This window comes from Caulobacter sp. LARHSG274 (assembly GCF_052871235.1).
On the sequence record NZ_JBIXJO010000022.1, the window covers coordinates 48,100 to 68,840 of the forward strand.

General features: G+C 67.5%; 15 protein-coding genes. 9 read left to right on the plus strand and 6 right to left on the minus strand.

Going from position 1 to position 20,741, the window contains the following annotated elements; translation table 11 throughout:
* Positions 1-61 precede the first annotated feature (61 nt).
* The 3 genes from ACIPQB_RS23235 (at position 62) to ACIPQB_RS23245 (ending at position 3,533) form a co-directional block, all read left to right on the plus strand.
* A complete protein-coding gene (locus ACIPQB_RS23235) occupies positions 62-1,348 on the plus strand; it encodes an adenylosuccinate synthase (RefSeq protein ID WP_446487619.1) in 1,287 nt (428 codons plus the stop codon).
* 88 nt (positions 1,349-1,436) lie between these two features.
* A complete protein-coding gene (locus ACIPQB_RS23240; RefSeq protein ID WP_446487620.1) occupies positions 1,437-2,579 on the plus strand; it encodes a hypothetical protein in 1,143 nt (380 codons plus the stop codon).
* Positions 2,580-2,732: 153 nt separating this feature from the next.
* Positions 2,733-3,533 (plus strand): response regulator, encoded by an 801-nt coding sequence (locus ACIPQB_RS23245; RefSeq protein WP_446487621.1) that lies wholly within the window; start codon positions 2,733-2,735, stop codon positions 3,531-3,533.
* Here the strand turns inward: ACIPQB_RS23245 and ACIPQB_RS23250 are convergent, their stop codons facing one another.
* Positions 3,534-4,592, minus strand: a complete 1,059-nt coding sequence (locus ACIPQB_RS23250; RefSeq protein WP_446487622.1) for a phytase — start codon at positions 4,590-4,592, stop codon at positions 3,534-3,536.
* Positions 4,593-4,810: 218 nt separating this feature from the next.
* Here ACIPQB_RS23250 and ACIPQB_RS23255 point away from each other — a divergent pair, with 218 nt between their 5' ends.
* Complete coding sequence (locus tag ACIPQB_RS23255) at positions 4,811-7,564, plus strand: TonB-dependent receptor (RefSeq protein WP_446487623.1); 2,754 nt, start codon at positions 4,811-4,813, stop codon at positions 7,562-7,564.
* 7 nt (positions 7,565-7,571) lie between these two features.
* On the opposite strand, the gene ACIPQB_RS23260 is transcribed toward ACIPQB_RS23255, so the two are convergent.
* Both ACIPQB_RS23260 and rpoH read right to left on the minus strand, forming a co-directional pair.
* The gene (locus ACIPQB_RS23260; protein WP_446487624.1) at positions 7,572-8,282 is read right to left on the minus strand and encodes an alpha/beta fold hydrolase; all 711 of its coding nucleotides are present in this window, start codon (positions 8,280-8,282) and stop codon (positions 7,572-7,574) included.
* 58 nt (positions 8,283-8,340) lie between these two features.
* Complete coding sequence (rpoH, locus tag ACIPQB_RS23265) at positions 8,341-9,237, minus strand: RNA polymerase sigma factor RpoH (RefSeq protein ID WP_446487644.1); 897 nt, start codon at positions 9,235-9,237, stop codon at positions 8,341-8,343.
* 265 nt (positions 9,238-9,502) lie between these two features.
* Here rpoH and ACIPQB_RS23270 point away from each other — a divergent pair, with 265 nt between their 5' ends.
* The gene (locus ACIPQB_RS23270) at positions 9,503-9,862 is read left to right on the plus strand and encodes a phage holin family protein (RefSeq protein ID WP_446487625.1); all 360 of its coding nucleotides are present in this window, start codon (positions 9,503-9,505) and stop codon (positions 9,860-9,862) included.
* Here the strand turns inward: ACIPQB_RS23270 and ACIPQB_RS23275 are convergent, their stop codons facing one another.
* The 3 genes from ACIPQB_RS23275 to ACIPQB_RS23285 all read right to left on the minus strand — a co-directional run bounded on the left by ACIPQB_RS23275 (position 9,863) and on the right by ACIPQB_RS23285 (position 12,099).
* Positions 9,863-10,600: a tetratricopeptide repeat protein gene (locus tag ACIPQB_RS23275; RefSeq protein WP_446487626.1), complete on the minus strand. Its 738-nt coding sequence runs from the start codon at positions 10,598-10,600 to the stop codon at positions 9,863-9,865. It abuts the gene before it with no gap.
* Between the two features lie 69 nt (positions 10,601-10,669).
* The gene (gene pth / locus ACIPQB_RS23280) at positions 10,670-11,287 is read right to left on the minus strand and encodes an aminoacyl-tRNA hydrolase (protein ID WP_446487627.1); all 618 of its coding nucleotides are present in this window, start codon (positions 11,285-11,287) and stop codon (positions 10,670-10,672) included.
* A gap of 212 nt (positions 11,288-11,499) precedes the next feature.
* On the minus strand, positions 11,500-12,099 hold the full coding sequence (locus ACIPQB_RS23285) for a 50S ribosomal protein L25/general stress protein Ctc (protein ID WP_446487628.1): 600 nt from the start codon (positions 12,097-12,099) through the stop codon (positions 11,500-11,502).
* A gap of 461 nt (positions 12,100-12,560) precedes the next feature.
* Between ACIPQB_RS23285 and rplJ the strand changes: the two genes are divergently transcribed.
* From rplJ to rpoB, 4 genes are all read left to right on the plus strand, one after another.
* A complete protein-coding gene (gene rplJ, locus ACIPQB_RS23290; protein ID WP_446487629.1) occupies positions 12,561-13,079 on the plus strand; it encodes a 50S ribosomal protein L10 in 519 nt (172 codons plus the stop codon).
* A 44-nt stretch (positions 13,080-13,123) separates the two neighbouring features.
* Complete coding sequence (gene rplL, locus ACIPQB_RS23295; RefSeq protein ID WP_446487630.1) at positions 13,124-13,504, plus strand: 50S ribosomal protein L7/L12; 381 nt, start codon at positions 13,124-13,126, stop codon at positions 13,502-13,504.
* 261 nt (positions 13,505-13,765) lie between these two features.
* Positions 13,766-16,093, plus strand: coding sequence for a glycoside hydrolase family 31 protein (locus tag ACIPQB_RS23300; RefSeq protein WP_446487631.1), 2,328 nt, complete (start codon positions 13,766-13,768; stop codon positions 16,091-16,093).
* A gap of 478 nt (positions 16,094-16,571) precedes the next feature.
* A complete protein-coding gene (rpoB, locus tag ACIPQB_RS23305; RefSeq protein ID WP_446487632.1) occupies positions 16,572-20,654 on the plus strand; it encodes a DNA-directed RNA polymerase subunit beta in 4,083 nt (1,360 codons plus the stop codon).
* Positions 20,655-20,741 lie beyond the last annotated feature (87 nt).

Consider the following 20,741-nt stretch of genomic DNA (forward strand, 5'->3'; position numbering starts at 1 on the left):
CCGCCGAGTCCTGTCGAAGGGCCGCGGGCGCTTTTCGGCAGGTGATAAGGCATATCTGAACATGGCCAATGTGACCGTTGTCGGCGCCCAGTGGGGCGACGAGGGCAAGGGCAAGATCGTCGACTGGCTCAGCAACCGGGCCGATGTCGTGGTGCGGTTCCAGGGCGGCCACAACGCCGGCCACACCCTGGTGGTCGACGGCAAGGTCTACAAGCTGGCCCTGCTGCCGTCGGGCGTCGTGCAAGGCAAGCTCTCCGTCATCGGCAACGGCGTGGTCGTCGATCCCTGGCACCTGCTGTCGGAGATCGACAAGATCGCCGAGCAGGGCGTGGCGATCACCCCCGAGCTGCTGGTGCTGGCCGACAACGCCTGCCTGATCCTGCCGCTGCACAAGGACCTGGACCAGGCCCGCGAGGCCGCCTCGACCCAGAAGATCGGCACCACCGGCCGCGGCATCGGCCCGGCCTATGAGGACAAGGTCGGCCGCCGCGCCATCCGCGTCGCCGATCTGGCCGATCCGGAAGCCCTGAAGCCGAAGATCGACCGGCTGCTGGCCCACCACGGCGCCCTGCGTCGCGGCCTGAACCTGCCGGAAGCCGACGCGGCCGAGCTGTTCGACGCCCTGATGGCGCTGGCCCCGCGGGTGCTGGCCTACGCCCAGCCGGCCTGGAGATTGCTGGACAAGGCCTACAAGGACGGCCGCAGGATCCTGTTCGAGGGCGCGCAGGGGGCCCTGCTCGACGTCGACCACGGCACCTATCCGTTCGTCACCTCGTCCAACACCGTGGCCGGCCAGGCCTCGGCCGGCAGCGGCATGGGTCCCTCGGCGACGGGCTATGTGCTGGGCATCGTCAAGGCCTACACCACCCGGGTCGGCGAAGGCCCGTTCGCCGCCGAGCTGGACGATGAGGTCGGCAGGCACCTGTCGACCGTCGGCCGCGAGGTCGGGGTCAACACTGGCCGGGCTCGCCGCTGCGGCTGGTTCGACGCGGTGCTGGTGCGCCAGTCGGTGGCCATCAACGGCATCCACGGCGTGGCCCTGACCAAGCTGGACGTGCTGGACGGCCTGAAGACCCTGAAGATCTGCGTCGGCTACCGCATCGGCGACAAGGTCGTCGACTACCTGCCGGCCGGCATGCGCGACCAGAAGGCCGCCGAGCCGATCTATGAGGAAATGGAAGGCTGGAGCGAAAGCACGGCCGGCGCCCGCTCGTTCAAGGACCTCAACGCCAACGCCGTCAAATACGTGCGGCGGGTCGAGGAACTGATCGGCGCGCCGGTGGCCCTGCTGTCCACCAGCCCCGAGCGCGACGACACCATCCTGATGCGCGATCCCTTCCAGGGCTGAGGCTTGCGCCCCGCCGCCATGGTGAAGTTAGGGATGTTTTAGCAGCCCATGGTTTATCACGGCGGCTTCCTCGGGGGAGCCGCCGTCCTTGTCAGCGCGCCGCAAGTTGAAGTCCGTCCACCGGACCGACCGTCTGACGCGCAGTCTGCGGGCGCTGGAGCGGACGGCCTCGACCAGCCGGGTGCTGAACCTGCTGGCCATCCAGGCCCAGAGCGGTCACCGGCCCGAGCACGGCGAGGCGCCGCTGTTCCGCAACCGCATCCTCAACTCGGCTCTGGTGGTCAAGCACCGCCTGCGGGCCGACGACCTGTTCCTGTTCGACGAGATCCGGCCCAACGCCACCAAGATCATCATCCCGTTCGAACGCAGCGACCTGGGCCTGGGCGGCCAGTCGTTCTTCGTGGGCCAGCGCGGCTGGGTCGACCTGCTGCGCGAGGCCTGCAACGAGCAGAGCGACATGGCGCGGGACCTGGCGGCCCTGCGGATGATCGACCAGTTGCCGTCGCTAGATCCGTTCCTGCTGCGCGAGCACCTGCGCCGCCACGGCCTGCTGGTGGCGCCTTGCTACTTCGCCCTGTCGGGCGGCGATCTGGAGCAGATGCAGAGCTTCGTCTCGGTGCAGATCTCGCGGCTGATCGACCTGGCCTATCGCGACACCGGCCGGGTGGTCGCCGGGGCGCACGCCGCGCGGCTGGTCGAGGCCCTGCTGTCCACCGACGTCGACGAGCGGCTGGAGCCGCTGCGCGAGACCCTGGTCATGGACGGCGAGAGCTTCAAGGAGGGGGTCTTCAGCTGGAAGGGCTTCCTCTATTACAAATGGATGCTGACCCGGCTGTGGCCGGAGCTGGACGTGGTCGGCGGCGAGATCGGCCGCTTGGTGGTCACCGGCAATCGCGACATCGAGACCAGCCGCTATGTCGACGACGCCCGCAAGCGCCTGCGCCACGGCATCGTCGCCGAGCGCCGGGCCGTGATGCGGTCGCTCGACGTCTATGACCGGGCCTTCGAGGACCTGATCGACAACGGCCGGCCGCAGGCGTTTCGCGAATTCCTGCTGCGCGCCCCCGACATGTTCCTGTCGCTGGGCGAGAAGGTCGGGATCATCGCCCACATCGCCAGCTTCTGGCGCTACCGCTTCCCGGCCGGCCAGCCGCTGGTCGCCGACATCGACGAGGCGGTCGACATCCTGCAGGACTTCGACGCCGGCCTGAACGTCAGCCTGGCGATCTGAGCGCCGGCATGACCGGATAGGGGGCGGTCAAGCCCGATATCGATCCGTTTTGGCCCGAGAGGCCGACAAACTGACGCACCTCAGCGTCAATAAGCGGATTTTTACCATCAGCCGGTAGTCTGGGAGCCAGTCACAGCTGGAGCGCTGAGTTTCGTGTTCGACGGCAATATCCGCACCCTGCAGCGTATCGCCGCCAAGATGCAGCGCGTGCTGATCGTCGACCCGAGCACGCCGGCCGTCCGTCTGCTCGCCGACCAGCTGCGCCACGTCGGCCAGGTCCAGATCTTCAGCGCCCCGACCGTCGAGGCCGGCTGGTCGATGGCCCGCACGATCGACCCGATGCTGGTGTTCGTCGAGCACGCCTCCAGCGGCTGCGACGGCCAGGCCTTGGCCCGCAAGATCCGCCGCAGCGACCTGGCCTGCCGCGAGAACCCGATCATCATGTGCACCGCCGAGGCCACCGCCGAGGCGATCTTCGGGGCTCGCGACGCCGGCATCCACGAATTCATGCGCAAGCCGTTCACGATCAAGGACCTGGAGCGCCGGCTGGAAGCGGTGACGCTGAAGCCGCGCGACTGGGTCGAGGCCGTGCAATATGTCGGGCCCGACCGCCGCCGCTTCAACTCGGCCGAATACAAGGGCCCGCGCAAGCGCAAGGCCGACGCCGCCGGCACCCCGGCCGCGCGGTTGTCCCAGGCGCTGCGCATCGTCAAGTCGGCCGCCACGGCTCTCGACAGCGACCCGAGCCAGGCCCGCCGCGCCCTGGCCGCCCAGGCCGTCGAGCTCAAGAAGATCGGAACCCTGATCAGCGATCCGCGTCTGGCCGAGGCCGCCGCCGCTCTCGAGGCCTGCACGACCGGCCCCACCGCCGAGACCCTGGGCCGTCAGGAGCTGATCGCGCGCATCGACGTCCTGATGGGCTTCATGGGCGAGGACGCCGGCCGCGCCGCCTAGCTAGCGCAGATCAAGCGCCTTCTCGACTGCGCGCCACGACAGCAGCTTAAAGTTCTGGGCCTGGGGACTGTTGTCGCCGTCCTGGGCGACCATTAGGCCGCCGGGGAAGTCGGGGCCGAAGTCCCCGGCCGCGATCTCGATCCCGTCGGTGTCGCTGGTCCCGTCGACGCCGCCGCTGGCGACGATCCGGAAGCGGCCGCGATAGGCGCCGTCGCGCAGGTTCCACACCGCATAGGCCGAATCGCCCTGGCTGGAGGCGACCAGATAGCCGCCGTCGCGGCCGCGCGGCAGGATGGCCAGGCCTTCGGCGTCGGCGACCAAGCGCTGGCCGTCGACCTTGAAGAACGCCTCGCGGCCGTCGCCGCCGTCGGGGGCCGCCGAGAACCGCCACAGGCCGACGTCCTCCTCGGCCACATAGAGCTGGCCGGTGCGGTCGTCGGCCACGCAGCCCTCCGACTGGGTGGCCAGCTTCATCTGCCGGACCACGGCGACCTTGGGCGTCGGCCCCGCCACGTCGATCGACAGCTGGCTGATCGTCCCGTCCTTGCCGACCACGAAGGCGAACAGCGCCCGGTCGGCGGCGCGGCGATAGAGGCAGAAGCCGTAGGCCTCGGTCACCTGGGCGGGAAAGCGCCCCAGGGCGGTCAGGGCCGCCGTCTCGGTGTTCAGGGCGAACAGCGCGATCTTGCCGTCGGTGCGCTCGGTCCGGTCGCTGGCCGCCACCAGCACCGAGGGCGCGCCATTGATCACCACGTCGCCGCGCAGGTCGACATTGTTGACCCGGCCAGCCCGCAGGAAGCCGCGGATCTTGCCGTCCAGGCCGTAGACATAGAGGCCGTCCTGCTTGTCGGTGGCGACGATCAGCGACCGCTCCGGTCGCCGGGCGTCGCGCCAGATGGCCGGATCGTCTGCGGCGTCGCGCAGGGAGTCCACCGCCGCGGTCTCGCGCACGGCCGGAACCGATACGGTGGCCGAGGGCGGAGCCTGCCGCGTCGCGCAGGCGGCCGTCAGCAGGGCCAGCAAGGTCGGCGCCAGGATCCGCGCAGTCGGAATTCGCATGAACAGACAAGCCTCGTTTGCGACCACGGCCATGCGGCGCGGTCCAGAGGAAGTCAATCTTCCAAATTGTCGGATGCTGTAATCTTTGGCGTCGAAGTGATCGAAGACGATACTGTACGTAAATCTGACACGATACTGTCGTCGCCCTGTCGCGGCAGACCAATACCTGCTCCCGGAAAGCCCTCGATGAAGGGCCGGTCGAAGTCGGGGATCAATTCATGTCGGTCAGGTTCAAGGGCGCTCTGCTGCGCCGGTCCAGCACCGTGGCGATGTTCGTGGCCCTGGCGGCGACGCCGGCCCTGGCCGCCGATCTCCGAGGCCGGGTGGTCGACAGCCATGGCGCGGGCCTGCCCGGCGCGACGGTGACCTTCGACGGCCGGGCCCTGGTCGCCGACGCCGACGGCCGTTTCCAGGTCCGCGACGTCGCTGACGGGGATCACCAACTGAGCGTCGACTATGTCGGCTACGGCTCCAGCCGCCGCGCCCTGACGGCCGCCGACCTGAACGCGCCGGTGGTCGTGGTGCTGGGGACAGGCGAGGAGGTCGAGGAAGTGGTGGTCACCAGCCAGCGCGCCGCCGACCGCCGGTCCCTGCAGGTCAAGAAGGTGGCCGACAACTTCGTCGACGCCCTCTACGCCAACGACGTCGGCAAGCTGCCCGACCAGAACGTCGCCGAGGCCGTGCGCCGCCTGCCGGGCGTGTCGGTGGCCAACGACCAGGGCGAGGGCCGCTATGTGATCATCCGCGGGGTCGACCCGCGCTATGTCAACGTCACCGTCAACGGCCAGACCGCCGCCGCGCCCGAGCCCGACAGCCGCCAAGTCAAGCTGGACGACATTCCCTCGGCGATGATCGGCTCGGTCAAGGTGATCAAGAGCCTGACGCCCGACCTCGACGCCAGCGCCATCGCCGGCCAAGTCGACATCGTCACCCTCAGCGCCTTCGACCGCCACGGGACCTTCGGCAGCCTGCGCGGCGACTACGGCCAGTTCGACCTCAACGACAAGCACCCCTATGGGGCCGACGCTTCGGTGGGCGGCACGTTCGGTCCGGGCGGCCAGTTCGGGGCGGTGGTTTCGGCCAACTATTCCAAGCGCCCGGTCGAGTCGCAGAACGTGGCCGGGGCTTCCTGGACCACGGCCAACGGCAATCCGGTTCCGGCCGATTTCGACAGCCGCGACTACAACCTTGTCCGCGAGCGCACCGGCTTCGTCGGCAATTTCGACTGGCGGCCCAGCGACGACGTCCAGCTCTATCTGCGCAGCTCGTACGCGAAGTTCACCGACCACGAGACCCGCGACCGCTTCCGCCTGCCGATCGCCGGCACGATCGTCTCGACCTCGGCGACGACGGGTTCGTTCACCAAGGCGACCGGCACGCGCTATGTCCGCCGCCGCAATGAGGACGACAACACCAGGACCGTGTCGGCGGGCGGCCGCTTCAACCTGCCGGTCGGCCGCCTGGACGTCGACGCCGCCTACAGCCGCGCTGAGAAGACCGATCCGCTGCGCAGCGAGTTCCAGTTCGCCACCGGCAAGACCATGACCGGGACCTTCGACCTGACCGACGTGCTGTTCCGGGTGACCCCGGGCGCGGCGGCCTATGACCCGGCCAACTACAGCTTCAAGAGCGTCAACTACGACCATCGCCAGGCCGTCGAGGAATTGAAGCAGGCCCGGGCCGACTACAGTTATCCGCTGGCGATGATCGGCCAGGACAGCGAGTTGAAGGTCGGCGCCAAGCTGATCGACCGCTCCAAGACCAACGACCGCGACTATGTGACCTACGATCCGGGCGCGACGGCCTTCACCCTGGCGGCGCTGAACCCGCCCAGCCTGGCCGCGACCTATGACGGCCGCTACGCCTTCGGGCCGATCGTCGACTACACGGCCGCCCAGGCCTATGTGACCGCCAATCCGGCGACCCTGAAGCTGAACGCCGCCAAGTCGCTCAGCACCGCGCTGCTCAGCGACTACGACGTGTCGGAAAAGATCTATGCCGGCTACGCCATGGCGACCCTGAAGCTGGGCCGCCTGACCTTGGTCCCCGGCGTGCGGGTCGAGACCACCGACGGCGACTACAGCGCCAAGACCTTCAACAACGTCACCGCCGCGCGCGGTCCCGACGTCACGGGCTCGAACAAGTACACCAACTGGTTCCCGGGCCTGAACGCCAAGGTCGACCTCAGCGACCGGCTGGTGCTGCGGGCGGCGGCGACCACGGCGATCGGGCGGCCCGACTATGTGTCCTTGGCTCCGGCGATCACCGTCGACGCCACGGCCGACACCGTCGTCCAGGGCAATCCGGACCTCAAGCCGCTGCTGTCGACCAATCTCGACGGGGGCGTGGAATACTACCTGCCGGGCCAGGGCCTGCTGTCGGCGGCGGTGTTCTTCAAGGACATCCAGGACCCGATCTTCACCCGCACCCTGCTGAACCAGAACGGGACCTTCGGCGGCGTGGCCCTGACCGGCGCGGCGGTGACCACGCCGCTGAACGCCAGCAAGGCCACCGTGGCCGGCATCGAATTCGACGCCCAGTCCCAGCTGAGCTTCCTGCCCGGCGCCCTGGACGGCTTCGGCGTCGGCGTGAACCTGGCCCTGATCGACTCGACCCTGCGCGGCGTGCCCGGCCGGCTGGACAGCCTGCCGATGGCCCAGCAGTCCAAGACTGTCGCCACCGCCCAGCTGTTCTACGAGAAGTACGGCGTCTCGGCCCGGCTCGCCTATTCCTACCGCTCGAAGTTCCTCTACACGCTCGGCGCCGACCGTAATTCGGACGTCTGGTGGGACGACCACGGCCAGCTCGACGCTCGGATCGCCTATGCCTTCGGCAAGACCGCCAGCCTGTTCATCGAGGGCTCGAACCTCGATGACGAGCCCTGGCGCACCTTCGTGGGCGGCGACCATCACCTGGGCGAGAACGAGCGCTACGGCCGCACCGTCCGCACCGGGATCCAGCTGAGCTTCTAGGTTCCTCTTAGCGCTTCTCGCGCGCCAGCCAGTGGCGCAGGGCGCCGTTGACCGGGCCGGGGGCTTCCATCGGCGTCATGTGGCCGGCGTGGGGGATGACCACCAGGTGCGAGCAGCCGATGGCGCTGGCCATCTCGCGCTGGCCGGCCAGGGGGGTGATGGCGTCGTTCTCGCCGCAGATGATCACGATCGGGCAGCGCAGGGCCCGCAGGGCCGCCGCGCCGTCCTCGCGCTCCAGGCTGTTCTGGCGCAGGAACACCTCGCGGCCCAATCGCTGGGTCATTGCGACGATGCGGCCGGTCAGGTCGGCGTCGTCCAGCCGCGAGGCGTCGACATAGGATTTCATGATCGCCTGGCCGATGCCCAGGAACGTGCCGCCCTTGGCCGCAGCCTTGTTCAGCGCCTTGCGCTGGGCGGCGCGCTCGGGGGTGTCGACGCGGATCGAGGTGTCCAGCAGGGCCAGGCGTTCGATGCGCTGCGGCGCGATCCGGGCGATCTCCTGGGCCACGTAGCCGCCCATCGAAAATCCGGCCAGGGCGAAGGTCGGCTCGGCCTGGGCCAGCACGCTCGCGGCCATTTCGGGGAGGGTCGCGAACGGCGCAAGGTCGGGAACCTGGCAGCGGGCGACGTCGGCCAGCCCCGTGACCTGGTCGCGCCACAGCGCGGCGTCGTTCAGCAGGCCGGGCAGCAGGATCAGCTGGGGGCGGGGATCGGTCATCGCAAAAACGCCCCGGACCTTGCGATCCGGGGCGCTCCAGTTTTCAGGTCTTCAGAGTTCAGGCTTCGACCATGTTCTTGGCGATCGCCGCCTCGCGCATCGACTTCTGCAGCTTCTCGAACGCCCGCACCTCGATCTGGCGAACCCGCTCGCGGCTGACGCCGTATTGCGAGGCCAGATCTTCCAGGGTCGTGGGCTCGTCCTTCAGCCGCCGCTCGGTGAGGATGTGGCGCTCGCGGTCGGTGAGTTCGACCATCGCCTCCTCGAGCAGGGTCATCCGCAGGGACTTCTCCTCGTTCTCGGCGACCATGGTCTCCTGCGAGACCTGGTTGTCGTCGGCCAGCCAGTCCTGCCACTCGCTCTCGCTATCCGAACGCAGCGGGGCGTTCAGCGAGGCGTCGGGGCCCGACAGTCGGCGGTTCATCGAGATGACCTCGCTGTCCAGCACGCCCAGCTTGGTGGCGATGGCGCTGACCTGCTCGGGGCGCAGGTCGCCGTCCTCGAAGGCGCTGATCTGGCTCTTGGCCTTGCGCAGGTTGAAGAACAGCTTCTTCTGCGCGGCCGTCGTGCCCATCTTCACCAGCGACCACGAGCGCAGGATATATTCCTGGATCGAGGCGCGGATCCACCACATGGCGTAGGTGGCCAGGCGGAAGCCCTTGTCGGGCTCGAATTTCTTGACGGCCTGCATCAGGCCGACATTGCCCTCGGAGATCACTTCGCCGATCGGCAGGCCGTAGCCGCGATAGCCCATGGCGATCTTGGCCACCAGGCGCAGGTGGCTGGTGACCATCCGGTGGGCGGCTTCGCTGTCCTGGTGCTCTTTCCAGCGTTGGGCGAGCATGAACTCCTCGTCCTTGGCCAGCATCGGAAACTTGCGGATTTCGGTGAGGTAACGCGACAGGCCGCCATCCGGCGACATCACCGACAGTGAGTTCACGGCCATAGATACTATCCCCTTGGTGCGGACCCGCACGCGGACCGCGCGCCATCATCCCCTAAGACAATGGGTCAGATAGGAACGCGTTGCGGCGAAGGTAAGGTCGATAACGCATTTGTAATGTCCTACACCCTGACTCAGGTATCGGACCCACGAAAATGAGAATGAACGTTCATTCTCAACTTTTCAAGACCAAACTTCCGTAACGTCCGACAGGGCTTGTCGGCGGGCCGCCCGTTCGCCTCTAATGGCGGCGTTTGAGCGTTGCAGGAGTCCCGCCATGGTCCGTTTCATCGTCCGCGCCCTGATCGCGGCCCTGGGCCTGTGGCTGGCGACGCGGATCGTGCCGGGGGTGGCCGCGCCGGGCGGCTGGACCAGCCTGCTGATCGCCGCCGTCCTGCTGGGGATCGTCAACGCCGTCGTGCGGCCGGTGGTGTTCGTGCTGACCTTGCCGCTGACCGTGCTGACCCTGGGCCTGTTCCTGCTGGTGGTGAACGCCGCCATGCTGGGCCTCGTGGCCCTGCTGCTGAAGGGCTTCGTGGTCCGCGGCCTGTGGGCCGGGGTGTTCGGGGCGCTGGTGGTCGGGGTGGTCAGCTGGGCCGGGCACCTGGTGGTCGGCGACGAGCGCGAGCGGGCCTAGCTAGCCCAGCGCGCCGGCCGCCAGGTCGCGCCAGCCGCGGGCCTCCTTGCGGAAATGGGCGTGGGTCTTGGCCAGGCGCTTGTCGATCTCGGCCAGGGCTTCGCGGGCCTCGTCCTTGCGGCCGGCGTCGGCCAGGAACACGGCGTAGCGGGCCATGCCCTCGAAGCCCGGCAGGTGGGCGGCGGCCCAGCGCAGGGCGGTGTCGGCCTCGGCCATGCGGCCCAGGCCTTGATAGGCGCGGCCCAGGGCCAGGGCGACCTGCGGCGTGCGGCCGGCCGGGGACTGAGCGCCCAGGGTCTCCAGCAGCGGCAGGGCCTCGGCCGGCCGGTTCAGCTCGATCAGGGCCTTGGCGCGGCCCAGCAGCAGTTGCGGGTCGTCGGCGTACAGGCCCTGCAGGGCCTCGGCATAGAGCCGCTCGGCCTCGTCATGGCGGCCCAGGCCGGCGGCGGCGACGGCCAGGCGGGCGCGGTTGGCGACGGTCGGGGCGTCGTCGGCGGCCTGGGCCGCCTCGCGATATTCGCGCTGCGGGTCCAGCGCCTGGCGGGCGGCCGACTTCATCCGCTGGGCCGTGGTCCCGCCCAGGAACTCCGGCGCCACCACCGCCAGCAGATAGACCACCCCGCCCAGCGGCTGGAACGCCAGGATGATCCACAGCCAGTACATCTGCTGATGGGTGCGGACCACGTGGACGCACAGCGCGATCGAGAACATCAGGGAAAGGCCGAACAACGGGATCATCGAGAGGCGGGCTCCAAGCTCTACCTGCGGTCTTTGTCGCTTTGGCGACCGGCCGTCAATCGGCTGCGCTTAGCTTGGGCGCGCGGCTTTTTTGGGATCGGCCTTGGGGGCGGGGGCCAGGCGCAGCACCTCGGCCTGGTAGCGCTCGTCGTCGCCGGCCGCCGCGAAGGGCAGGGCGTCGGTGACCGCGTCCAGCAGCGGGTCCAGCCACTGATGCTCGACCTTGTGGAAGTCGCCCAAGACGTAGTGCATCACCGCGTCCTTGTGGCCCGGATGGCCCACCCCGATGCGGCCGCGCCGGAAGCCGTCGCCGATCTGGCTGGTGATCGAGCGCACGCCGTTGTTGCCCGCCGCCCCGCCGCCGGCCTTCATCCGGAAGCGGCCGGGGGCCATGTCGATCTCGTCGTGGAAGACGATGACGTCGGCCGGGGCCAGCTTGAAGAACTTCATCGCCTCGCCGACGGCGCGGCCGCTCTCGTTATAGAAGGTCTTGGGCTTGAGCAGCAGCAGCTTGACCGGGCCGACCGGGGTGGCGACCTGACCCTCGCAGGCCAGGCCCTGGAAGCGCGAGCGCCACGGCGCCGTGCCCCACCGACGGGCGATGGCGTCGACGGCCATGAACCCGACATTGTGCCGGTTCTTCTCGTATTTCGGCTCGGGATTGCCGAGACCGGCGAGGATCAGCATCACTGCGGCTCCGTGCGTCCTTCGAGACCTTGCTCCGCAAGGCGCCTCAGGATGAGGGGTGTCTTTGCCGGCCGATCAACCCCGTTCCTCATCCTGAGGCGCCCCGCGCAGCGGGGCCTCGAAGGACGCAGGGCCTGGCCGGAACGAAAAACGGGCGGGCCGTGAAGCCCGCCCGTTCTCGAACAGCAGATCGGAAAGCCGACCGAAGGCGATCAGCCCTCGACGGTGGTGTCGCCTTCGCCCGATTGGGCGGCGGCCGAGGCCTTCAGGTTGGCGATCACGAAGTCGCGTTCCATGGCCGGGCGCACGCCTTCCGGCAGCTTGATTTCCGAGATGCGGATGGTGTCGCCGATATCGTGGCTGGCCAAGTCGATGATCAGCTCTTCCGGGATCTTGTCGGCCGGGCAGGCCAGCTCGACGGTGTGACGGATGACTTCCAGCGTGCCGCCCTTCTTCAGGCCGACCGAGATGTCGTGGTTCTTGAAGTGCACCGGCACTTCGATCTTGATCAGCTGGTGCTCGTCGACGCGGTACAGGTCGAAGTGGACCGGCTCGTCGGTGACGGGGTGGAACTGCACGGCCTTGGCGATGACCGACTGCTTCTCGTCGCCGTGTTGCAGGGTCACCAGGTGGCCCAGCAGCTTGCCGGTGTAGAGCGCCTTGCGGAATTCGTTCGACTTCACCGCGATGTTCACGGGAGCCTTGGGGCCGCCGTACAGCACGCCGGGGATCTTGCCGGCGCGGCGGGTTTCCCGCGAGCCGCCGGTGCCGGCGCGCGCGCGAAGTTCGACGTTGAGAATGATCTCGGCCATGAGTGCCTCTTAAGGAGAGCCGACGCTCTCGAAATGCGAAGCCGCCGCACAAGACTGGATTGTCTCGCCCGGTCGACGTTTTTAGGGTCGCGCTAAATACACAGAACGCCCGCCCGTGGCAACGCGGCATCGTCTCGCCGCCGCCGAGGCGCAGGCCAGGTGTTGAAATCCCGCCTCAAACGGTCTATAGGCCGCCCCTTCTCCGCAGGGTCCGCCCGGCGGAGATCCTGTTTGAGAACTGCGGGGCGTGGGGTCACCACGTCATAATCGAGGAAGAGCCCTTCCTCGCCGTCGGGAGACAGGGATGGACAAGACCACGCTATTTCCGCCTTCGGGATGGGACGCGCGGCTGACTTTCCTTGGAACAGGCTGATGCAACTCGCGTGCGGGAGCGATCCCTCATGCGCCGCGCATTTGGCTGCCGGAATGGTCCGGCCGCTGTAATTGAGTAGGAGACCGCAATGGACCGCGCTCAAAAGCAGGAGTCGATCGAGTCGCTGAAAAGCGTCTTCGCCGGCGCCGGCGCTGTCGTCGTGACCCACTATTCGGGCATGACCGTTGCGGAAATGACTGAACTGCGCGCCCGCCTCCGCAAGGAAGAGGGCACGTTCCAGGTGGTGAAGAACACCCTGGTCCAGAAGGCGCTGGACGGCGTGATCGGCGAAAAGGGCGACGCCCTGTTCACCGGCCCTGTCGCCATTGCGTTCGGCAAGGACCCGGTCTCCGCCGCCAAGATCGTCACCCAGTACGCCAAGGAAAACGACAAGCTTAAGCTCGTCGGCGGCATCCTGGGCCAGACGACCGTTCTGGACGAAAACGCGGTGCGGGCCCTGGCCACGCTGCCGTCGCTCGACCAGATCCGTGGCAAGCTCATCGGCCTGATCCAGGCTCCGGCGACCAAGATCGCCGGCGTCCTGCAGGCCCCGGCCGGCCAGCTGGCGCGCGTCTTCAACGCCTATGCGACCAAAGACGCCGCGTAAAAGTCATCTCCGCATAAATCCCTCATCCTCTAAGGAACTTACCCATGTCCAAGCTCGAAAAGCTGGTTGAAGAACTGTCCACCCTGTCGGTCCTCGAAGCCGCCGACCTGTCCAAGATGCTGGAAGAAAAGTGGGGCGTCTCGGCCGCCGCTCCGGTCGCCGTCGCCGCTGGCCCGGCCGCCGCTGCTCCGGCCGAAGCCGCCGAAGAGCAAACCGAGTTCACCGTTGTTCTGACCGCCGGTGGCGACAAGAAGATCAACGTGATCAAGGAAGTCCGCGGCGTCCGTCCGGACCTCGGCCTGAAGGAAGCCAAGGACCTGGTCGAAGGCGCTCCGCAGAACGTCGTCGAAAACGTCTCCAAGCAAGTCGCCGAAGAAGTCGCCAAGAAGCTGACCGAAGCCGGCGCCACCGTCCAAGTGAAGTAATTCACGCCCGCGCCCAAGCCTTCTGAGGCGGGGGCGCGGGGGATGAGCCGGCGTCAGATTTCTGACGCACAAGCGACGGCCCCGGAGGGAAACCTCCGGGGCCGTCGCTTTTGGGCGATGGCGACGGAGCCGTTCGGCAGGGCAGAGCGCCGTCAAGAGCCTTTAATGGCGTCGCCCTTATTGACGCTGCCCGTCCGCATCTCTAGCCATGGCGCCCAATAGATAGCGGTAACATTGGGGAACGCGATGAATCGGCGGAGCATGAACGCACGGCGCTGGTCGACCGGCCTGGTCTCGGCCCTGGCGCTGGGCCTGGCCGCCGGGGAGGCCGCGGCCGAGCCGCTGGCGGTGATGGACCGCAACGGCTCCTATGTCTCGGTCGAGACCTACGCTCCCAACATCGTGCGGGTGACCATCAGCCAGGACAGGGACCTGGCCGCCGGGGCGCCCGGCTATGGCTTCACGGGCGAGAGCGACGCCAAGGGCTGGCGCCACGACCAGAAGGGCGGCGCCGACATCTTCACCTCCGGCGCCTTGTCGCTGGAGGTTGTCGCCCAGCCCTGGCCGAGCGCCCCCTCGCAGATGGACCGCTATTTCGCCCCCGCCCTGCCGCCGGTCTCGGTCAAGGTTCGCAAGGCCGACGGCTCGGACCTGGTGGCGATGAACGGCTGGGAGATGGCGCCGCACGTCGTCAACGGCGAGAGGACCTACCAGGCCGGCGCCAGCTTCTCGACGACCGCCGACGAGCACTTCTACGGCCTGGGCCAGAACCAGGAGGGGATCCTCGACCTGCGCGGCCGGGCCATCGACTGCAAGCACCACTACGACGCTCCGCACGGCGAGACCGTCTGCGTGCCGTTCATGGTCTCCAGCAAGGGCTACGGCGTCCTGTGGGACAATCCGTCCGACACCCACGTCTATCCGGGCGTCAACGGCCGCACCCTGTGGCAGTCGAACGTCGGCGAACGGGTGTCGTTCTTCGTGATCACCGGCAGCTATGACGAGATCTACGCCGGCTACCGTAAGCTGACCGGGGTCACGCCGCTGCCGCCCAAGGCCGCCTTCGGCTACATCCAGTCCAAGGCCCGCTACGAGACGCAGCAGCAGATCCTCGACGTCGCCAAGGGCTATCGCGACCGCGGCTATCCGCTGGATATCATGGTGCTGGACTGGTTCTACTGGACCCGGATGGGCCAGATGGACATCGACCCGGCCGCCTTCCCCGACCCCACGGCGATGAACAAGCAGCTGCACGACAACGGCGTGCACAGCATCATCAGCGTCTGGCCGCGCTTCGAGAAGGAAGGCCGCTACTTCAACTTCCTGGCCGACAAGGGCTGGCTGCTGAAGGACGCCGACGGCAAGGTCGTCGACGGCCTGCCGTTCCGCAGCGACCGGGCCGGGGCCCTGATCGACAGCACCAACCCGCAGGCCCGCGAGTGGTTCTGGGGCAAGATCCGCGACAACATCGCGTCCAAGGGCTTCGACTGGTTCTGGCTGGACGAGACCGAGCCGGACCTGGTGCCGGACGGCTATTTCTATTCGATCGGCTCGGGCGACCGCTATCACAACCTGTTCCCGCTGGTGCACACCCAGGGCGTGGCCGAGGGCTCGCGCCGCGACCGGCCCGACAAGCGCAACCTGATCCTGTCCCGGGCCGCCTATATCGGCGCCCAGCGCAACGGCGGCCTGTTCTGGTCGTCGGATATCCAGCCGACCTGGGACGCCCTGAAGCGCCAGGTGCCGACGGGCCTGAACTTCACCGCCTCGGGCTTCGCCTATTGGGGCAACGACATCGGCGGCTGGCAGTGGCTGCCGCAGAGCACGACGGCGACCAAGCCGCCGCTGCTGGATCCGTCCGACGCCCGCGCCGTGGTCGGCCAGAACAACGACTATCCGGAACTGCTGGCCCGCTGGTTCCAGTACGGGACCTTCACCCCGACCCTGCGGGTGCACGGCATGCGAAAGGACACCGAGGTCTGGGCCTATGGCAAGCAGGCCGAGGCGGTGATCGCCAAGTATCTGAGGCTGCGCTACGCCCTGATCCCCTATCTCTATTCGATGGGCCATTCGACCTATGAGACCGGCGCGCCGTTCATGCGCGGGCTGTTCATGGACTTTCCCAACGATCCCAAGGTCGTCAATCTGGGCGACCAGTACATGTTCGGCCCGGCCTTCCTGGTGGCGCCGATCACCGACCAGGGCGTCGAGGACCGCGACGTCTACCTGCCGGCCGGGGCCGACTGGTACGACTATTGGACCGGCAAGAAGTTCACCGGCGGCCAGACGATCAGCGTCCATGCGCCGATCGACACCATCCCGCTGTTCGTCCGCGCCGGCTCGATCATCCCGATGGGCGCGCCGATCCAGAGCACGGCCACGCCGCAGGCGATCAATGCGGTGAAGGTCTATCCGGGCCGCGACGCCGACTTCACCCTCTATGACGATGACGGGGTGACCAACGCCTACGAAAAGGGCGTCGGCAAGACCGTCAAGCTGCACTGGGACGACAAGGCCGGCAAGCTGACCGCGACCGGCGACAAGGGCCTCAGCGCCCAAGCGCTGGCCGCGGTGCAGGTGGTCAAATAGCCCGCTGACCGTCTCTTAACCCACCGCTCATCCCGGCGAATGCCGGGACCCAGATGGAATGGCTTTGAGGCTGACGCCATAAGCGCTGAGCCCTTCCAGTCACCCACACCGCCTTGGGATCTGGGTCCCGGCATTCGCCGGGATGAGCGGAAAGAGGGAGAAGTTCCAAGCTGTGCGGTGGGCCTCCCCATTCTTTTTGTGGATAAACCCCCTTCCCAATCCCGGCAGGTTGTCCTATATCCGCCGGCTCACGAAGATATTCGGCGGAGCGCGTACGCGTGTGTCCGCAAGATACGCCCCGAGGCGCGGTCAGCCGCCCTCCGACCAGCGCGAAGGGGCGCCCGTCAGACTTCCGGTCCCGGTTGTCCTGACAGGGGAATTGCAGCGTCCAGCGTCCTCCTGCGGGGAGGGCGGCGAGGGTGGACGCTAAGGCATTCGAATTCACGCGCGGAGTCCGTTCCGCGCCCAGGGAAAAAACATGGCGCAATCCTTCACCGGCAAGAAGCGGATCCGGAAGTCTTTCGGCCGCATCCCCGAAGCTGTGCAGATGCCGAACCTGATCGAGGTTCAGCGCTCCTCCTACGAGCAGTTCCTTCAGCGCGAGGTCCGTCCGGGCCAACGCCGCGACGAAGGCATCGAGGCGGTGTTCAAGTCGGTGTTCCCGATCAAGGACTTCAATGAGCGCGCGGTGCTCGAATACGTCTCCTACGAATTCGAAGACCCCAAGTACGACGTTGAAGAGTGCATCCAGCGCGACATGACGTTCGCGGCGCCGCTGAAGGTCAAGCTGCGCCTGATCGTGTTCGAAACCGAGGAAGAAACCGGCGCCCGGTCCGTCAAGGACATCAAGGAGCAGGACGTCTACATGGGCGACATCCCGCTCATGACGGAAAAGGGCACCTTCATCGTCAACGGCACCGAGCGGGTCATCGTCTCGCAGATGCACCGTTCGCCCGGCGTGTTCTTCGACCACGACAAGGGCAAAACCCACGCCTCGGGCAAGCTGCTGTTCGCCGCCCGCGTCATTCCCTATCGCGGCTCGTGGCTGGACTTCGAGTTCGACGCCAAGGACGTGGTCTATGTCCGCATCGACCGCCGCCGCAAGCTGCCGGCCACGACCTTCCTCTATGCCCTGGGCATGGACGGCGAAGAGATCCTGACCACCTTCTACGACGTCGTCCCGTTCGAGAAGCGCGACGCCGCCGGCGCCGCCGGCTGGGCCACGCCCTACAAGCCCGAGCGCTGGCGCGGCGTGAAGCCGGAATTCGCCCTGATCGACGCCGACACCGGCGAGGAAGTGGCTCCGGCCGGCGTCAAGATCACCGCCCGCCAGGCCAAGAAGCTGGCCGACGGCGGCCTGAAGACCCTGCTGCTGGCCCCGGAGGCCCTGACCGGCCGCTACCTGGCCCGCGACGCCGTCAATTTCGAGAACGGCGAGATCTACGCCGAGGCCGGCGACGAGCTGGACGTCACCTCGATCCAGGCCCTGGCCGACCAGGGCTTCACGACCATCGACGTGCTCGACATCGACCACGTCACGGTCGGCGCCTACATGCGCAACACCCTGCGGGTGGACAAGAACGCCGTCCGCGAGGACGCCCTGTTCGACATCTATCGCGTGATGCGTCCGGGCGAGCCGCCGACCGTCGAAGCCGCCGAGGCGATGTTCAAGTCGCTGTTCTTCGACGCCGAGCGCTACGACCTGTCGGCCGTCGGCCGGGTGAAGATGAACATGCGCCTGGAGCTGGACGCTTCGGACGAGATGCGCGTCCTGCGCAAGGAAGACGTGCTGGCGGTGCTCAAGCTGCTGGTCGGCCTGCGCGACGGCCGCGGCGAAATCGACGACATCGACAACCTCGGCAACCGCCGGGTGCGCTCGGTCGGCGAGCTGCTGGAAAACCAGTACCGCGTCGGCCTGCTGCGCATGGAACGGGCCATCAAGGAACGCATGTCGTCCGTCGACATCGACACCGTGATGCCGCACGATCTGATCAACGCCAAGCCGGCCGCGGCCTCGGTGCGTGAATTCTTCGGCTCCTCGCAGCTGTCGCAGTTCATGGACCAGACCAATCCGCTGTCGGAGATCACCCACAAGCGTCGTCTCTCGGCGCTCGGCCCGGGCGGTCTGACCCGCGAGCGCGCCGGCTTCGAAGTCCGCGACGTGCACCCGACCCACTACGGCCGCATCTGCCCGATCGAAACGCCGGAAGGCCCGAACATCGGCCTGATCAACTCGCTGGCCACCCACGCCCGGGTCAACAAGTACGGCTTCATCGAGAGCCCCTACCGTCGCGTCGCCGACGGCAAGCCGCTCGACGAGGTCGTCTACATGTCGGCCATGGAGGAGTCCAAGCACGTCATCGCCCAGTCCAACATCAAGGTGTTGAACGGCGAGATCGTCGACGACCTGGTCCCCGGCCGGATCAACGGCGAGCCGACCCTGCTCCAGAAGGAACAGGTCGACCTGATGGACGTGTCGCCGCGTCAGGTGGTGTCGGTGGCCGCGGCCCTGATCCCGTTCCTGGAAAACGACGACGCCAACCGCGCCCTGATGGGCTCGAACATGCAGCGTCAGGCCGTGCCGCTGGTGCAGTCCGACGCCCCGCTGGTCGGGACCGGCATGGAGGCCGTGGTCGCCCGTGACTCCGGCGCCGTGGTCATCGCCAAGCGCACCGGCGTCGTCGAGCAGATCGACGGCACCCGGATCGTCGTCCGCGCCACCGAAGAAACCGACGCCGCCCGTTCGGGCGTCGACATCTATCGCCTGAGCAAGTTCCAGCGCTCCAACCAGTCGACCTGCATCAACCAGCGCCCGCTGGTGAAGGTGGGCGACCGGATCAGCGCCGGCGACATCATCGCCGACGGTCCGTCGACCGAGCTGGGCGAACTGGCCCTGGGCCGCAACGCCCTGGTCGCCTTCATGCCCTGGAACGGCTACAACTTCGAAGACTCGATCCTGATCTCCGAGCGCATCGTCCGCGACGACGTCTTCACCTCGATCCACATCGAGGAATTCGAAGTCATGGCCCGCGACACCAAGCTGGGTCCGGAAGAGATCACCCGCGACATCCCCAATGTCGGCGAGGAAGCCCTGCGCAACCTCGACGAAGCGGGCATCGTGGCGATCGGCGCCGAGGTCCAGCCGGGCGACATCCTGGTCGGCAAGGTCACGCCGAAGGGCGAGTCGCCCATGACGCCGGAAGAAAAGCTGCTGCGCGCCATCTTCGGCGAAAAGGCCAGCGACGTCCGCGACACCAGCCTGCGCCTGCCCCCGGGCGTCGCCGGCACCATCGTCGACGTGCGGGTGTTCAACCGCCACGGCGTCGACAAGGACGAACGGGCTCTCGCCATCGAGCGCGCCGAGATCGACCGCCTGGGCAAGGACCGCGACGACGAGTTCGCGATCCTGAACCGCAACATCTCCGGCCGTCTGCGCGAACTGTTGATCGGCAACGTCGCCCTGTCGGGTCCCAAGGGCCTGGCGCGCGGTCCGATCACCGCCGAGGGCCTGGCTGAAGTCCAGCCCGGCCTGTGGTGGCAGATCGCCCTCGAGGACGAGAAGGCGATGGGCGAACTGGAAAGCCTGCGTCGTCTGTTCGACGAGAACCGCAAGCGCCTGGACCGTCGCTTCGAGGACAAGGTTGACAAGCTGCAACGCGGCGACGAACTGCCCCCAGGCGTGATGAAGATGGTCAAGGTCTTCGTGGCCGTGAAGCGCAAGCTGCAGCCGGGCGACAAGATGGCCGGCCGTCACGGCAACAAGGGCGTCATCTCGCGCATCCTGCCGATCGAGGACATGCCGTTCCTCGCCGACGGGACGCACGTGGACGTCGTCCTGAACCCGCTGGGCGTGCCCTCGCGGATGAACGTCGGCCAGATCTTCGAAACCCACCTGGGCTGGGCCTGCGCCAACCTCGGTAAGCAGATCACCGTCCTGCTCGAAGACTGGCAGGCCGGCGGCCAGAAGCAGGCCCTGGTCGATCGTCTGACCGAGATCTACGGCCCGGACGAGGAACTGCCGGAAACCGAGGAAGAGCTGGTCGAACTGGCCCGCAACCTCGGCAAGGGCGTTCCGATCGCCACCCCGGTGTTCGACGGCGCGCGCATCGGCGACATCGAGGAGCACCTGGTCATGGCGGGCGTCAATCCGTCGGGCCAGTCGATCCTGTTCGACGGCCAGACCGGCGACCAGTTCAAGCGTCCGGTCACGGTCGGCTACATCTACATGCTGAAGCTGCACCACCTGGTCGACGACAAGATCCACGCTCGTTCGATCGGTCCGTACTCCCTGGTCACCCAGCAGCCGCTGGGCGGCAAGGCCCAGTTCGGCGGTCAGCGCTTCGGGGAAATGGAAGTGTGGGCTCTGGAAGCCTACGGCGCGGCCTACACTCTGCAGGAAATGCTGACGGTGAAGTCCGACGACGTGGCCGGCCGGACCAAGGTCTACGAGTCGATCGTCCGCGGCGACGACACGTTCGAAGCCGGTATCCCCGAAAGCTTCAACGTGCTGGTCAAGGAAATGCGCTCGCTCGGCCTGAACGTCGAGCTGGAGAACAGCTGATCGGAAAGATCTTCCCCGGCCTAGCGGCCGGGGAAGCGCCGATCGCCGCTCTCCGACTTAAGAATTTTCGCGGGTAGTCCCGCAGAA

Bases quoted from the DNA above. Each gene is read 5' to 3' on its own strand.
- ACIPQB_RS23285 (WP_446487628.1), bottom strand. From the start codon at position 12,099: ATGGCCGAGATCATTCTCAACGTCGAACTTCGCGCGCGCGCCGGCACC.
- ACIPQB_RS23270 (WP_446487625.1), top strand. From the start codon at position 9,503: ATGGTCCGTTTCATCGTCCGCGCCCTGATCGCGGCCCTGGGCCTGTGG.
- ACIPQB_RS23300 (WP_446487631.1), top strand. From the start codon at position 13,766: ATGAACGCACGGCGCTGGTCGACCGGCCTGGTCTCGGCCCTGGCGCTG.
- rplL (WP_446487630.1), top strand. From the start codon at position 13,124: ATGTCCAAGCTCGAAAAGCTGGTTGAAGAACTGTCCACCCTGTCGGTC.
- ACIPQB_RS23235 (WP_446487619.1), top strand. From the start codon at position 62: ATGGCCAATGTGACCGTTGTCGGCGCCCAGTGGGGCGACGAGGGCAAG.
- rpoB (WP_446487632.1), top strand. From the start codon at position 16,572: ATGGCGCAATCCTTCACCGGCAAGAAGCGGATCCGGAAGTCTTTCGGC.
- ACIPQB_RS23255 (WP_446487623.1), top strand. From the start codon at position 4,811: ATGTCGGTCAGGTTCAAGGGCGCTCTGCTGCGCCGGTCCAGCACCGTG.
- pth (WP_446487627.1), bottom strand. From the start codon at position 11,287: ATGCTGATCCTCGCCGGTCTCGGCAATCCCGAGCCGAAATACGAGAAG.
- ACIPQB_RS23275 (WP_446487626.1), bottom strand. From the start codon at position 10,600: ATGATCCCGTTGTTCGGCCTTTCCCTGATGTTCTCGATCGCGCTGTGC.
- rplJ (WP_446487629.1), top strand. From the start codon at position 12,561: ATGGACCGCGCTCAAAAGCAGGAGTCGATCGAGTCGCTGAAAAGCGTC.
- ACIPQB_RS23250 (WP_446487622.1), bottom strand. From the start codon at position 4,592: ATGCGAATTCCGACTGCGCGGATCCTGGCGCCGACCTTGCTGGCCCTG.
- ACIPQB_RS23260 (WP_446487624.1), bottom strand. From the start codon at position 8,282: ATGACCGATCCCCGCCCCCAGCTGATCCTGCTGCCCGGCCTGCTGAAC.